The organism is Alkalimonas sp. (assembly GCF_020831925.1).
Lineage (GTDB): Bacteria > Pseudomonadota > Gammaproteobacteria > Enterobacterales > Alteromonadaceae > Alkalimonas.
Genome location: NZ_JAFIFQ010000027.1, coordinates 13,532 through 28,233 on the forward strand (window position 1 = coordinate 13,532; position 14,702 = coordinate 28,233).

General features: G+C 52.3%; 10 protein-coding genes. 4 read left to right on the forward strand and 6 right to left on the reverse strand.

Features of this window, described 5'->3' with window-relative positions; genetic code table 11:
- Positions 1–67: 67 nt before the first annotated feature.
- Genes JJU14_RS09960 through JJU14_RS09985 form a run of 6 tightly spaced genes read right to left on the reverse strand, consistent with a single transcriptional unit; the run spans position 68 to position 6,878 of the window.
- Complete coding sequence (locus tag JJU14_RS09960; protein WP_228613086.1) at positions 68–1,699, reverse strand: BatD family protein; 1,632 nt, start codon at positions 1,697–1,699, stop codon at positions 68–70.
- Complete coding sequence (locus JJU14_RS09965) at positions 1,693–3,525, reverse strand: VWA domain-containing protein (protein WP_228613088.1); 1,833 nt, start codon at positions 3,523–3,525, stop codon at positions 1,693–1,695. The genes JJU14_RS09960 and JJU14_RS09965 overlap by 7 nt, the downstream gene beginning before the upstream one ends.
- Positions 3,512–4,501, reverse strand: coding sequence for a VWA domain-containing protein (locus tag JJU14_RS09970; protein ID WP_228613090.1), 990 nt, complete (start codon positions 4,499–4,501; stop codon positions 3,512–3,514). The genes JJU14_RS09965 and JJU14_RS09970 overlap by 14 nt, the downstream gene beginning before the upstream one ends.
- Positions 4,494–4,988, reverse strand: coding sequence for a DUF4381 family protein (locus JJU14_RS09975; RefSeq protein WP_228613091.1), 495 nt, complete (start codon positions 4,986–4,988; stop codon positions 4,494–4,496). The genes JJU14_RS09970 and JJU14_RS09975 overlap by 8 nt, the downstream gene beginning before the upstream one ends.
- A complete protein-coding gene (locus tag JJU14_RS09980) occupies positions 4,981–5,922 on the reverse strand; it encodes a DUF58 domain-containing protein (protein WP_228613093.1) in 942 nt (313 codons plus the stop codon). The genes JJU14_RS09975 and JJU14_RS09980 overlap by 8 nt, the downstream gene beginning before the upstream one ends.
- A 2-nt stretch (positions 5,923–5,924) precedes the next feature.
- Complete coding sequence (locus tag JJU14_RS09985; RefSeq protein WP_228613095.1) at positions 5,925–6,878, reverse strand: MoxR family ATPase; 954 nt, start codon at positions 6,876–6,878, stop codon at positions 5,925–5,927.
- A 195-nt stretch (positions 6,879–7,073) separates the two neighbouring features.
- Here JJU14_RS09985 and fadI point away from each other — a divergent pair, with 195 nt between their 5' ends.
- The 4 genes from fadI (at position 7,074) to JJU14_RS10005 (ending at position 14,640) form a co-directional block, all read left to right on the forward strand.
- Complete coding sequence (fadI, locus tag JJU14_RS09990; RefSeq protein WP_228613097.1) at positions 7,074–8,384, forward strand: acetyl-CoA C-acyltransferase FadI; 1,311 nt, start codon at positions 7,074–7,076, stop codon at positions 8,382–8,384.
- A complete protein-coding gene (gene fadJ / locus JJU14_RS09995; RefSeq protein ID WP_228613099.1) occupies positions 8,384–10,516 on the forward strand; it encodes a fatty acid oxidation complex subunit alpha FadJ in 2,133 nt (710 codons plus the stop codon). Before fadI ends, fadJ begins: the two co-directional genes overlap by 1 nt.
- A gap of 239 nt (positions 10,517–10,755) precedes the next feature.
- Positions 10,756–11,247, forward strand: coding sequence for a PEP-CTERM sorting domain-containing protein (locus JJU14_RS10000; RefSeq protein WP_228613101.1), 492 nt, complete (start codon positions 10,756–10,758; stop codon positions 11,245–11,247).
- Positions 11,248–11,517: 270 nt separating this feature from the next.
- Positions 11,518–14,640, forward strand: a complete 3,123-nt coding sequence (locus tag JJU14_RS10005; RefSeq protein WP_228613103.1) for a S8 family serine peptidase — start codon at positions 11,518–11,520, stop codon at positions 14,638–14,640.
- Positions 14,641–14,702: the final 62 nt, after the last annotated feature.

The following is a 14,702-nucleotide window of genomic DNA, read 5'->3' on the forward strand; positions in this document are numbered from 1 at the left end:
CTGTGTGAACTGCGGGGCTGTTGTCGTGAATGGTCATCCGGAAACAGTGCTTCAGGATGGAAGCCCGTTACGAATAGAGCGGTTTCAGTTCGTTGCGCACAGGTTTTTGGGTACTGTCAGGTTGAAATTTTTGCCAGGCCTGCCACAAACTATCGCCCTGCCAGGTTTCGGCTTCAGGGTGATAGAGGGCTTTATTCAGCAAAAGTAGTTCACTGCGCAGAGGCTCGCCGACAGTTGCAGATAAGGCACTGAGCGTTCGGATCTGTGCATCTAGTTGCAATTGTGCCCAGTACAACAAACAGTCACGTGCCACTTGTGGCTGGTGGTGTCGGCAGGCTTTTTTCAGCGCTGCTGAATTAAAGCTTGGGGCGGCGACGGATACTTGGCTGGCTTTTGGCCGGCGCCAGAACCAGAGTAACAGGGTTGTGCTAATCAACCAGGCTGCCAGCAGCAAACTGCTAAGATGGTTCCAATGCCAGGGTGAGGCTGGGATTTGCTCGGGAGTAATGGCTTCGCTACTGGGTAGTCGTTGGGCTGTTGTTGCATCAGACTGAGCGCTTGCCGCAGGCAATACCTGGATGGTACGAGCCGGCAGAGTGGCATAATCCAGCATTTGACGCTGACTATTCCACCAGGGTAGGCGTAGCTCAGGCAGCTGCATCTCGCCTGCTTCGGTAGGGATCATTGCCAGGGTAAAGGTCTTTTGCGCCACCAAACGACCGTTGCGTTGGGCACCCTGGCGTTCCGGTTGCTGTGGGTAGAGCCGCATTCCTGCTGGTACCGCAAAGTCGATATCTGGCAATTGATTGGCGGCTACATCCACCCCAGACAGAGTAATGGTGCGGGTAATTGGCTCGCCCTGCCGTAGCTGAGTAAGATCACCAGACCATTCTTCGTGCAGAGTGAGCAGGCCTGCGACCAGCCAATCGCCGGGAAAGTTGGCTGGTATGGATAAGACCTCAACCTCGATCGGTTCAGCATGCTGCAGAACGGTACGAGTGCGGGCAAAAAAGTTGCTACGGTTGCTGTCTCTGTCGAGTAATTCGCCGGTAAACTCAGGAGCGGTGATACTAAATTGTCCGCTTCGCTGAGGCGTAATGGCAAAGCGGCGGCTAATGGTGCGATAGCGTACGCCATCGACTAGGGTGCTGCCTTCTTCATCCCGGCCTATCTGTTGTACGGTTGCACCTTCCATACTAGGCTCAGTCAGACTGCCGCGCTGCAAGTCGCCGCGAAAATGGATGGTCAGGGTGTAGTAGCCGGTTTGCTGCACATAGAGCCGGCTTTGCTCCAGGCTGGCGGTTAAAAATACATCAGGTTTGCCATCAGCAGCATCAGTGGCGGCAATGACTTCCAGCTCAATAGGGTGACTTCGTGCCTGACCTACTTCAAAAGCCGGTATGGTGTAACGGCCTGGCTCCCGGGCGAACAGCGATAAACGCCAGCTGGTGCTGTGACTGGCTTCGCCATTGATAACGCGGGTACTTTGGCTGACCGAAGGCACCGTGATGCGAAAGTCTTGCTCCAGCATGCGAAAGTTCAGTTGATCAGCGCTTAAGCGGGCATCTGCAGTTACTTCCAGCACAATAGCTTCGCCTACCATAGCCGGATTTTTATCGACACTGGCGCTGAGTTGGCTGGCCGCCCACAAGGGGCTGCTGCTAAAAATCAACAAACACAGACAAAGGGTTCTTACCATTCTTCTCGGGCTCCTGTCGGCAGTTGTTGCTGCCTGCGGCGTTGATGTTCAATATGCATCCGGTTGCGCAGCAGCAAAGCCGGATCATCCTGTACCTTGCGCAGCAGGTTGTTCAGCTCTTGTTGTTGTTCAGGATCGGCATCGGGCCAGGGTGATTCCACCACCTGCCGTTGTTGCTGTTCAGTTACTGTTTGCTCACTATCTGCTTGGTCCTGCTGCTCGCTTTGTTGTTCTTCGTTGCTGTCTTCTTGCTCGGTGCTGTCTGTTTGCTCAGGGCTATCTCCTTGCTCAGAGCTGTCCGTTGGCGCAGAGCTATCCGCGCTTTCATCCGCTGCGGAAGGATCTGAAGAACTGGAGCTTTCTTCCTGAGACTGGTTGCTGTCTGAGCCCTGTTGGGATGCTTCTTGTTGATCATCACTTTGACCGTTGTCATCGCCGTCTTGTTGCTGCTCTTGCTGTTCATCCAGCAAGCGCTGTATTAGCTCAGCATTGTGCCTGGCTTGTTCCAGTGCAGGATCTTGCTGTAAAGCTGCCTGGTAGGCGTTTAAGGCTTCTTCAAAACGTCCCTGCCTGGCTAAGGCATTGCCCAGGTTGTAGCTGTGACTGGCGGCTGGTTTTGTATCGCTCAGTGCCGCCCAGGCTTGTTCTGCGGCCAGGTAATCGCCAGCACGGTACGCTGCCTGACCACGCCAGTAAGGATCACTAAACAACTGAGCAGCACTTTGGTAATCACCTTGCTGATAGGCTTGCATCGCGCGTTGCTGATCGGTTTGAAACAGGCTGCGGTTATCCTCTGCCATCACGCCTGGTGGCAACAATAACAGGCAAACCACCAGCAACTGTCCGCGCTTGCCAAGCCACAGGGCCAGTGGCAATAACAACCAGACCAGATAGACCGCTTTATCTCGCCAGGCATCGCCAGTTGTTTGCAGCTGTTGTTCAGAGCGTCCTTGCTGGCGTTCAGGCTGGTTCAGCACCGCTTGGATATCGCTGTCGGCCAATTGCGCTTGTGCAAAGATACCGCCACCTCGCTGGGCCAGTTGGCGCAGCTGGCTGATGGGCACACTGGGCAGCACCAGTTGATTGTTGCGATCGCGCAGCAAGCTGCCATCCGGCAGTTGTACCGGAGCCGCGTCTTCACTGCCGAAGCTGATAATGGATAGCCGGTGCCGCATACGAGATACTTGATCAAACAATTCAAGCTCGCTATGGCGCTCAAAGCCATCCACCAGAGCAACGATATCGCCTTGCGGGTAGCCCGCCTGTTGCAGCAGGCGATCCGCTTCTTTCAAGGCTGCCAGCAGGTTGGATCCCTGGCTTGGCATAATGTCAGGTCGTAAGTTCGGCAGCAGCAGGCGAACATTGTTGTGATCCGGTGTCAGCGGGCTCACCACAAAAGCTTCGCCGGCAAAAGCGACCAGGGCCAGCTCGCCTTCTTGCAACGCTTCAATAAAATCCAGTGCCTTAAAGCGGGCTTGATTGAGCCGGTTGGGGGCCATATCGGTAGCATACATCGACATTGACATATCGATAATCAGTACTGTGGCTTTATTGACACTGATGGCCGGTTGTTCAATGCGTTGCCAGCTGGGGCCAGCCAGCGCAATGGCCGCCAATAGCCAGCAAAGTGCCAGTGCGGGAAGAGACCAGCGGACGACAGGCTCGGTACTTTTACCCAGCAGGTGCTGTTGCAAATGCGGTGCAATTAACTTTTGCCAGGGGCTCTGCTGCTGGCGGTAACGCCAGAGCAGCACCAGCATCAGCAGTAATGGAATCAGGCTTAGCAGCCAAAATGGCCTGAGCCAGTAAAGATCAGCGATTGGCATACAGCAACTCCTGCCAACGAATTTGTAATGCTGCCAGCCAGAGCGAGAGCAGCAAGGCCACAGCCAGTGGCCAGTGTACCAAGCTGCGCTGCGGCCGGTAACTCAAGGTTTCACGTTCAATTGGCTCCAGTTCGTCCAGCAACTGGTACATGCGTTCAAACTCCTGCATGTTACGGGCGCGAAAATAAGCGCCGCCGGTTTCTTCAGCCATACGGATCAACAAGGGTTCGTCCAAATCGTGCGAGGGGTTTACCACCCGCGGTCCAAACAAGCCCTGTTGCACCATTTCTTCTGCCCCTATGCCGACGGTATGGATACGAACACCGGCAGCCTTGGCCAGTTGCAGTGATTCTTCCGGGCTGATATTGCCGGTGTTGCTGGCGCCATCGCTTAAAAATACGATGACTTTGTTGGAGCTTTCCAGTTCATTAAAACGTTTCACCGCCAGACCAATGCCTTCACCAATGGCGGTACGCCGGCCCGCCATGCCAACCACGATCTCATCCAGCATGGTTTGTACTGTGGTTAAATCCAGCGTCAACGGGGTGAGTTGGTAAGCCGCATCGGCAAACAGGATCAAACCAATGCGATCGCCCTGACGGCGCTCTAAAAAGTCGCGGGTCAGAATTTGCACCGCTTTAATCCGGTTAATGGCTCGTCCCTGCCATTGCATGTCTTCAATTTCCATCGAGCCAGATAGGTCCAACACCAACATAATATCGCGGGCTTGTTGTGGGATTTCGACTGGTTCACCATACCAGCGCGGTTCAGCCGCTGCCAACAGCAAGGCCAGCCAGATTAATCCAGCTAGCCAGGTGCTGGGTCGTTTCAACTTGCTTTGATTGCGCTGGCTTTGTCCGGCAACCTGCATTAATGGTTTGAGTTTCAGCGCCCGGCCAGCCGCTGCCGTACTGCCTTTTAACAGCAGTGGTAGCGGCAGTAACAGCAGCAACCAGGGCCAGCTTAGTTCAAACATCTGCACCTCCGGCTCCTTGTTGCAACTGCTGAAGACTTTGCTGATCCAGCCATTTTTTGGCGCACTCGGCAAAGTGTTTGGCATCGGCAGAGTCTGGCGTGGGCTGATACAGCAGGCGGTTGAGATCGGGCCAGGCGAGCGTTGTATCCTGTGCCTGCAAAAACTGCTGCCAGTCCTCGGTGCTGCAACTAAGCAGAGGGCTATTCGGTGCATAGTGGCGGATAAGCCGCTTTAGCAATTGATTGATGGCAGCAGGATCGATTGTTTTACTCGCAAGCAATTGCTGCATTTCTAGCCGTGCAGCCAGCAAACCTTGCTGCTGTTGTAGCTGCTGCCTGCGCTGCTTCGCCAGCCAGACCACGGCTGCGGCCGCCAGCAGGGCAAACAATAGCACCAGCCACCAGCCTGGCGCTATGCCCATCGCGGGTGCTGCGTCGGTTTCGATGATATCCGCCAGCTCAGCTAGCAGAGGATGCGATTCAGTCATGCCAGCTCCGAAGTAATTGAGTGACCAGCGGTTCGGCTGCGCTTATTGGCAAACAGCGACAGCCAAGTTGCTTCAGGCTGTGTTGCAGCTGCGTAGAAAACTGCTGTTGCTGTGTTTGATAACGTTGCCGGGTACTGTGGCTGCCAAGATCCAGCCAGGCCGATTGCTCACCATCGGTCACTAGAGCGCTGCCACTGGTGCCGACAGGCAGCGCCATCTCCAGCGGGTCGAATAAGGATGCGCAGACCACTTCGTTATGCTGGCGTATCGCACTTAAGTGGCGCAGCGCTTCGCTGTCCAGCTGTTGAAAATCAGATAATACGAAGAGCAAACTGCCGGGCCGTACCAGCCGTCGCACCTGGCCGAGTGCCTGCGGTAGCTGCAGGCCATAACGCCCCTGTTGCTCAGCAAACACGGCTTGCAATGCATGCAGATAATGCAGCACACCAGTCGAGCGGCTACGGGGTTTTAGTTCCAGATGATGGCGCTCGCTGAACACCAGACCGCCGAGCTTGTCACCAGCGGCTTTGCTGTGCCAGGCAATCAGGGCCGCTAAATGGGCGGCCTGCACGGATTTGTAAAGCAGGCTACTGCCAAAATGCATGCTGTCGGACAGATCGGTCAGGATAAAGACCGGCCGCTCCTTTTCCTCACGAAACAGCTTGGTATGAGCTTTACCTGTGCGGGCAGTCACCCGCCAGTCAATAGTACGGACATCATCGCCTGGCTGGTAATGACGCACTTCATCAAACTCCATGCCGCGGCCTTTGCTGCGTGCCAGGTAGCTGCCAGCCAGCTTGCTTTGAATGTGCTGCTGTGGCCTGAGATCCAGCAGTTTGGTGTAACGCTGGTACCAAAGCAGCTCATTCAGGCTCAGACTCACCCCGGTTGCGGCCAGCTGCTGCAGCCATTGCTGTGGGTTGACATCACTCATGGTTAGGGGACAGGCACCAGCTCAAGGATTTTGGTGAGCACTGCATCGGTTTTAATGCCTTCGGCTTCGGCCGCATAGGTCAGAATAATGCGATGACGCAGCACATTGTGAAACACCGCCTGAATGTCGTCCGGGGTGACAAAGTCGCGGCCATCCAACCAGGCTTTCGCCCGGGCGCATCGTTCCAGTGCGATGGTAGCGCGCGGGCTGGCACCGTAAGCCAGCCATTGGCTGAGTTGTTGATCGTAATTGGCTGGCTGGCGACTGGCCAGCACCAAAGCCACGATATATTGCTCCAGTGCCGGGGCTAAATGCAGCTGCAAAATGGTTTTACGGGCGGCAAAAATATCGGCCTGAGTCATTTGCGGTGCTTTGGCGGTGGCTTGTTGTAGCGCTTCGCCCCGGGTCAGTTGCAAAATCGCCAGCTCGGTGTCCGCATCCGGGTAATCGACATTCAAATGCAGTAAAAAGCGATCCAACTGGGCTTCAGGCAATGGGTAGGTACCTTCTTGCTCCAGCGGATTTTGCGTGGCCATTACTAAAAATAGCTCGGGCAGCGGGTAGGTGGTGCGACCAACGGTAATTTGTTTCTCGGCCATGGCTTCCAGCAGCGCTGATTGCACCTTGGCCGGTGCCCGGTTGATCTCGTCGGCCAGAATAATATGGTGAAACAAGGGGCCGCTTTGAAACTCAAACTGGCCGGTTTCCGGTCGGTAAATGTCGGTGCCGGTCAGATCAGCGGGTAGTAAGTCGGGGGTAAACTGAATGCGGTGAAAATCACCTTCCACACTCTGAGCCAGCGCGTTAACGGCGCGGGTTTTCGCCAGACCAGGCGGACCTTCCACCAGCAGGTGGCCATTAGCAAGCAGGGCGATCAGAATGCCTTCAGTCAGCGCTGGTTGGCCCAGGACCTGGCTGTCGAGATAGCGTTTCAATTCGGTAAAAGCTTGTACCATAATGATGTTTAACCTTTGCAGGGAGTAAAAGCAGCTATGCTATGACGTACGCATTTATATAAGGTTCATTCTGCAAAAGACAAGAGCGGGTTGCAATGCGTTCATTTTAAAACAGGTGTTTTAATTTCCAGCGACTGTGGTTACAATCGAACGACGAATCAGGTCTGACCTGTCACCGATACCATGAGGATACTTATGACCAAGCCATTAGAATTAAAAAACCGTCAGGGGGATCGCATCGCCATCGTTCGTGGCCTACGCACTCCTTTTGCCAAGCAGGCGACTGCATTTCATGGTGTGTCGGCACTGGATATGGGCCAGATGGTGGTGAATGAGCTACTGATCCGCTCTGAAATTGATCCTGCCCTGGTGGAACAAGTTGTTTATGGTCAGGTGGTGCAGATGCCAGAGGCGCCAAACATTGCCCGGGAAATTGTGCTCGGTACCGGCATGAATGTACACACCGATGCCTACAGCGTGACCCGCGCTTGTGCCACCAGTTTTCAGGCGGTGGCCAATGTGGCCGAAAGCATGCTGGCTGGTATGGTGCAGGTCGGTATTGCCGGCGGGGCGGATTCAAGCTCAGTGTTGCCAATTGGGGTTAGTAAGAAGCTGGGCCGGGCATTGGTGGATATGAATAAAGCCAGAACCCTGGGCCAGAAGCTGAGCATTTTAAAGCGACTGGGTTTAAAAGACTTATTGCCGGTGCCGCCAGCTGTGGCCGAATACAGCACCGGTCTCTCGATGGGCCAGACCGCCGAGCAAATGGCGAAAACTCATGGTATTAGCCGGGAAGCCCAGGATGAAATGGCGCATCGCTCGCACAGCCTGGCGGCTAAAGCCTGGCAATCCGGCCTGATGGCCGATGAAGTCATGGTGGCACATGTGCCGCCGCATAAAACCTTTTTCGAGCAAGACAACAATGTGCGGATGGACTCTGAGCTGGCCTCCTATGCCCGTTTAAAACCGGTATTTGATCGCAAATATGGCACCGTAACAGCGGCCAACAGCACGCCGTTAACCGATGGCGCCTCGGCGGTACTAATGATGACCGAGAGCCGTGCTAAAGCGTTGGGTTATGAGCCGCTTGGCTACATTCGCAGTTATGCCTTTGCTGCTATTGATGTCTGGGAAGATATGCTGATGGGCCCCTCGTACGCTACGCCAATAGCGCTGCAGCGCGCTGGCATGACACTGGCCGACTTAACCCTGATTGAAATGCACGAAGCCTTTGCCGCTCAGGCGCTGGCCAATATGAAGATGTTTGGCAGCACTAAGTTCGCCAAAGAAAAGTTAGGGCTGGACAAAGCCATTGGTGATATTGATATGGACAAGTTTAATGTCAATGGCGGCTCGCTGGCTTATGGCCACCCCTTTGCCGCAACCGGTACCCGTTTGCTGGTGCAAACCTTGAATGAACTAAAACGCCGCGGGGGTGGGGTAGGCCTTACCACGGCCTGTGCTGCCGGTGGCCTGGGCGCTGCTATGATTGTGGAGACCGAATAATGACTGAGCAAAACACCAGCAGCTTTGCCTTGCAACTGCGTGACGATGGCGTCGCGGTGATCACCATGGATGTGCCGGGCGAGCGCATGAATGTGCTTAAAGCCACCTTTGCCGATGAAATTAAAACCTTGCTGGCTGAGCTCAAGCAAAACAGCAGCATCAAAGGCGTGGTGATTATCAGTGGCAAGCCGGATTCTTTTATAGCCGGTGCCGATATCAGCATGCTTGATGGCTGCAACAGTGCCGAAGAAGCCGAAGCCATTGCCAGTTTGGGCCAACAAGTGTTTGCCGACATCGAACAATTGAAGGTACCAGTGATTGCCGCCATTCATGGCCCTTGCCTGGGTGGTGGTCTGGAGTTGGCGATGGCCTGCCATCAGCGGGTGGTTAGTGACGATGGTAAAACTGTACTGGGTTTACCGGAAGTGCAGTTAGGCCTGCTGCCTGGTAGTGGTGGTACCCAGCGTCTGCCTAAGCTGGTCGGCCTGCAAAAAGCATTGGATATGATGCTGACTGGCAAGCAGTTACGGGCAAAACAAGCGCTCAAAGCCGGTTTGGCCGATGCGATGGTACCAAACAGCATTTTACTGGAGGCGGCTGTGCAATTGGCGCTGTCTGGTAAAAAGCCTGTGCACGAGCCGAAACTCAATCTGGTTGGCAAGTTGCTGGAAAAAACCGGCCCCGGTCGTGGCATCGTATTTGACCAGGCGCGCAAACAAACGCTGGCGAAAACTCATGGTAATTACCCGGCACCGCTTAAAATTTTGCAGGTGATCCGCACTGGCATCGATAAGGGCATGCAGCAGGGCCTGGCGGCTGAAGCCAAAGCCTTCGGTGAACTGTGCATGACGCCAGAGTCCAAGGCACTGCGTTCCTTGTTTTTCGCTACCACCGAAATGAAAAAGGAAAGTGGCGCTGGCGATGCCAAGCCACGTATGCTGCGTAAAGTGGCGGTGTTAGGTGGTGGTCTGATGGGCGGTGGCATTGCCAGTGTCACAGCAACCAAAGCGGGGTTGCCGGTTCGCATCAAAGACATTCAGCAGCAAGGCATTGCCAATGCCCTGGCGTATGGTTTTCAGCTGTTGGATAAAAAAGCCAAACGCGGTTTTCTACGCAGGACCGAGCTGCAACAGCAAATGGCATTGATGACTGGCACCACCGATTACAGTGGCTTTAAAGACGTTGATCTGGTGGTGGAAGCTGTGTTCGAAGACCTTGAGCTGAAACAAAACATGGTGGCGGATATTGAGCAGCACTGCAAAGAAGACACCATCTTTGCCAGCAACACCAGCTCCTTGCCGATTGCTCAGATTGCTGCCAAAGCCAAGCGGCCGGAGAATGTGATTGGCCTGCATTATTTTTCGCCGGTCGACAAAATGCCTCTGGTGGAAGTTATTGCGCATCAAGGTACCTCGCCAGAGACCATTGCTACCACGGTCGCTTTTGCCCGTAAGCAAGGCAAAACGCCTATCGTAGTGAAAGATGGCGCCGGCTTTTACGTCAATCGCATTTTGGCGCTGTATATGAACGAAGCGGCGCAAATTCTGCTGGAAGGCGAGCCGATTGAGAAGCTGGATAAAGCCCTGGTCAAGTTTGGTTTCCCGGTTGGGCCTATTACCTTGCTGGATGAAGTCGGCATCGATGTTGGCGCTAAAATCGGCCCGATTTTACAGGGTGAGCTGGGCGAACGTTTCGCTGCACCGACGGCTTTTGATAAACTGTTGGCTGATGGCCGTAAGGGCAAGAAGTCCTCAAAAGGGTTTTATCTATACAGCGGCAAGGCCAAAGGCAAGAAGCCGGTCGATGCCAGTGTTTACCCTCTGCTAGGCATCAGTCCTAATCCAAAGCTTAGCAGCGAGGAGCTGGTGCAACGGACCACAGTGCAAATGCTGAATGAAGCGGCTCGCTGCCTGGAAGAGGGCGTTATTGCATCGGCCCGGGATGGTGACATTGGCGCTATCTTTGGGATTGGCTTCCCGCCATTTTTGGGTGGTCCTTTCCGTTACATGGATAGTCTGGGTGCTGATAAGCTGGTAGCAACACTCAAAGGCTATGAAGCCAAGTTCGGTGCGCGTTTTGCGCCCTCTGATCTTCTTGTCACAATGGCAGCGGACCGCAAAACTTTCTATTGATTTTTGACCTGCGGATAAGCCCCCTGGTGTAACTGTACCAGGGGGCTTTTTTTCTTTCAGTTCGCTTTGAACACAGCTGTAAAGATTTCGTTTCATTTTAAATGTATTTGCATTGTCTTACATAATCTGGTGTGAGCAAAAATTGCGATTCTGGCATGCATTCTGCTTTTGATTGGTTAGCATGGTTATTCAAAAGCCATGCATGCTAATTAAAATCAATCCATCCAGGAGTTAAATTAATGAAAAAGCTTTTACTTGCCGTACTAGTTTTGGGCTTTGTCGCCCTGTTTACAGCCCCATCTACCCAAGCAACCCCCATTCTTTCGCAGGATCTGCTGATCGACAATAATGGCATCTTCCAAACCATAGGCTCTATCAGTGTCAAAGTGTCTGAAAGCGTAAATAACAACGACTTTAATATCAGTACCAGCTGGTTTGCATTCGAACTTATGGGCATTCAGCTTATTCAAGATTTAGATTTTGATTTTTTCCTTGCAAATTTTAACCCTCAGAACTTATTCGAAGGCTTTCAGTTTTTATCCTTTCAGATAGAGGATATTAACACTGGCGACTTCTTTGAAGGTTTCTTTGATACTGGTTTTGGTTACTTCATCGATGCAAATGGCGACTTTTTTGACATGACACTTGGCAATGTGACTGTACCCACACCAGCTACTTTAGGATTACTACTGCTGGCGTTGTTTGGTCTGATGCTACGCCGTCGTGCTTAATTTTTTGATAAAAAATAAGTGTCCGCTTTTTTTGCATGCCTTACTGCTATTTGTTTAAATAACAAACAATTTCTGTAATTCAAGCTGCCAGAAAAGCCCTTTTTTAGCTTAGAGTGTAATTTTTTGTATGAGTTATGTCGGTTTTTTTTACGATGGCGTTTCCTGTGCTGATGTTTGCATATTTATGCAAATGTCAGGGGTTGACTGCTTGAGTTAAGGAATAGCTGGCAACTTCCTTGTTCAGTATAAATATAACTAAAAGTGAAAATTATGAAGATACAAACCAAAGGTAATAAAACCATCTTGGCGTCTGCCATTATGGCTGCTTGCACTATGGCTGTAGTGCATGCAAATCCATACGAAGTATCCGTTGATACTTCTTTGCTGCAATTAGATGGTGCCGCAGCTGCTTACGCACCTTATATCGTTCAGGTGCGTGGCGAGTCTGGTATCGAAAAAGCAGCGCGTTTAGGTGAGCTGCGACCTAACGAACAGTTGACTGCCGGCATGAATCGTTATAATTCCCGTTCTGCAGCCATGCAAGCCCACAAGCAGCAAGTCACAAACTTCCATCAGAACCTTGCTGCTCAGATGGGCATTTCAAATGTACTGTACTCCTATACCCATACCTTCAATGGTTTTTCAGCAACCTTGACTGCAGATGAAGTGCAGCGTCTTCGTCAACATCCGGATGTTGTTGGTGTTTGGCAAGACGAGCCGATGCAACTTGATACTTCGAATACACCAGAGTTTCTGGGCCTAAACGGCGCCAATGGGCAGCATACTTTGGGCGTTAAAGGCGAGAATGTGGTGATCGGTATCGTGGATACCGGCATTTGGCCTGAAAGTGAAAGCTTTGCTGATGATGGCTCATATGGGCCGCTGGATAACTGGAACGGCGTCTGTGATACCGGTGAAGATGATACCTTCTTCTGTAATGGAAAAATGGTGGGTGCTCGCTACTTTAATAGTGCTTTTACCTCCGTTTATAACTTGCAACCAGGTGAGTTTGTCTCGCCCCGCGATCCAGACAACCACGGCACCCATGTAGCTTCGACTGCAGCTGGTAATGAAGGGGTTATGGCAACGATCAATGGCCAACCTGCTGGCTTTGTTACTGGCGTGGCACCAAGAGCACGTATTGCTACTTACAAGGCTTGCTGGAACAGCAGCTACGTAAGCCCTGAAGGTAACGCAGAGCGTGGCTGTTTCTTTGGTGATACCATGGCTGCGATTGATGCGGCAGTTGCTGATGGCGTGGATGTCATCAACTACTCCATTGGTGGAAGTTTAACTGATTTAACCACCTTGGCTGCGGCTGCGAAGTTGCGTGCTACCCAAGCTGGTGTTTTTGTATCCGTTTCAGCAGGCAATAGTGGCCCTGGAGCAGGCACAGTAGGTACGCCAGCACCTTGGGTTATGAGTGTAGCGGCTTCGACCTATGATGGCACCAGCGTTGTGGTTGGTGGCGCTGCCATTGATGTAACCGGTGGCTCTGTAGCGGGCAGTTATCCAGCGGTGGAAGCTGCTACAACGACGCCGCTTTTTCAGATAGGTGAAGTAGCTGCTGATCTGGCCGTGGCAAGCCCAATTCTGGCATGTGATGGTGTGGATAATGCGGCAGAGCTTGAAGGCAAAATCGTTTTAATGCAACGCGGTGCTTGTCCTTTTGATAACAAGTTGGCAGCTGCACAGGCAGCAGGTGCTGTTGGAGCTATTGTGCTTAACAGTGATAACACCGCGCCTTTTGTGATGGGTGGCAATGGTAGCTTCTCAATCCCTGGCTTTATGATTAGCCGTGCTCATGGTTTGGCGTTACTTGATGCTATTGAAGCCGGCGAAGATATTGCTGTTCGGTTTGTGGCGGGTGCGTTGGTACCACAAACTGAGGTTGGCAATATTATGGCAGGGTTTTCATCGCGTGGACCAAACATGGCTTCGTTCGATATCATCAAACCTGATATTACCGCTCCGGGTGTTCGCATCCTTGCAGCAGGCTCCGAAGAGCGGATGTTAGGTGCCAATGACGTACCTTTTGTTTACTTGCAGGGTACTTCAATGTCCAGCCCGCATATTGCTGGTATGGCTGCTTTACTTAAAGAGTCAAACCCGAATTGGTCACCAGCAATGATCAAATCCGCACTGATGACGACAGCACGTCAAAATGTGGTGAAACAAAATGGTGTAACTGCGGCTGATCCATTTGATTTTGGTGCTGGCCATGCTGTTCCTGCCAGTGCTGCTAATCCTGGTTTGGTGTATAACGTTGATACCACGCATTACTTTGCATTCCTGTGTGGTTTAGGTGCGCAAAGCTTCGTATCAAATGCCTCAGGTTTTAGCTGCGATGCTTTTGCCAACATGGGATACGAGTTCGAGGCTAGCCAATTGAATATGCCATCCATTGGTATTGCTGAATTGGATGTAAGTCGCGTTGTTTATCGCGAAGTCACTGACGTATCAGGTTTTAGCTCTAGTTATACCATTCAGATTGATGCGCCCGCCGGTATTCAGGCTACTGCATTAACGCTGAATGCATCAGGCGAGTGGGCACCATCGTCTCAACTGGACGTTCCTGCCAATGGTCAGGCTGCCTACGCCATTAAATTTGAAACTACACCTTCAACCGATTACGAAACCTGGAAGTTTGGTTCTGTGACGTTGAGCAATGGTCAGTTTGATGTGCGTAGCCCTATCGCCATAAAAGCCATTCCACCAACACTGATCGAAGCACCTGAGGTGATTTCTGCGCAGGTTGCAGCTAGCTCTGGCCGGGTGAGTTTCCCTGTGCTGATGAACTACAGCGGCCGTACGTCAGCTTCTATGGTTGGTTTGTCTGCGCCTTTTGGTAGCTCCAGAACCATTCCGCAGGATCCAGATGGTACCTTCCAGTTCAATGAACCAAGCTTAGGGACTCACATTCTGGAAATCCCCGCAGGCACCCGAGTTGCTCGTTTCATGTTGAACGAAGGTCTGGCTACAGTGCCGGGCGCAATTTTGGACTTGTATGTCTATCGTTGTCAGGGATGGAGCTGCTCATTTGTCACGTCTTCAACCAGCAATAGTGGGTTTGAAGACATCGTGCTGCGTGACCCGGAGCCTGCCGCCAATCAAGCAGCGGGCAATGTTTATATCGTCTGGGTTCACCCGCGCAATTTGCAAGGCGCAGCTGAAGTCACTTACACCATGCCATTCTGGATTGTTGACCAGCACAACAATGCCACATCGCGCTTGGCTGCACCTGTTCGTGCCATTGATGGTCGCTTTAATAATGTGACTCTAATGACACGCGATTTGCAGTCATCTCCATTGCCGTATATGGGCGTGATTTCATTTGCAGATGAAACCGGTAATGAGCAGGCTTCAACCTTGATTGAAATTCGTGCCAACTAAGCACATCAGAAATAAATGAATAAAGCCCATCTTCGGATGGGCTTTTTTTTGTCTTTCGTTTG

Bases quoted from the DNA above. Each gene is read 5' to 3' on its own strand.
- JJU14_RS09960 (WP_228613086.1), bottom strand. From the start codon at position 1,699: ATGGTAAGAACCCTTTGTCTGTGTTTGTTGATTTTTAGCAGCAGCCCC.
- JJU14_RS09965 (WP_228613088.1), bottom strand. From the start codon at position 3,525: ATGCCAATCGCTGATCTTTACTGGCTCAGGCCATTTTGGCTGCTAAGC.
- JJU14_RS09970 (WP_228613090.1), bottom strand. From the start codon at position 4,501: ATGTTTGAACTAAGCTGGCCCTGGTTGCTGCTGTTACTGCCGCTACCA.
- JJU14_RS09975 (WP_228613091.1), bottom strand. From the start codon at position 4,988: ATGACTGAATCGCATCCTCTGCTAGCTGAGCTGGCGGATATCATCGAA.
- JJU14_RS09980 (WP_228613093.1), bottom strand. From the start codon at position 5,922: ATGAGTGATGTCAACCCACAGCAATGGCTGCAGCAGCTGGCCGCAACC.
- JJU14_RS09985 (WP_228613095.1), bottom strand. From the start codon at position 6,878: ATGGTACAAGCTTTTACCGAATTGAAACGCTATCTCGACAGCCAGGTC.
- fadI (WP_228613097.1), top strand. From the start codon at position 7,074: ATGACCAAGCCATTAGAATTAAAAAACCGTCAGGGGGATCGCATCGCC.
- fadJ (WP_228613099.1), top strand. From the start codon at position 8,384: ATGACTGAGCAAAACACCAGCAGCTTTGCCTTGCAACTGCGTGACGAT.
- JJU14_RS10000 (WP_228613101.1), top strand. From the start codon at position 10,756: ATGAAAAAGCTTTTACTTGCCGTACTAGTTTTGGGCTTTGTCGCCCTG.
- JJU14_RS10005 (WP_228613103.1), top strand. From the start codon at position 11,518: ATGAAGATACAAACCAAAGGTAATAAAACCATCTTGGCGTCTGCCATT.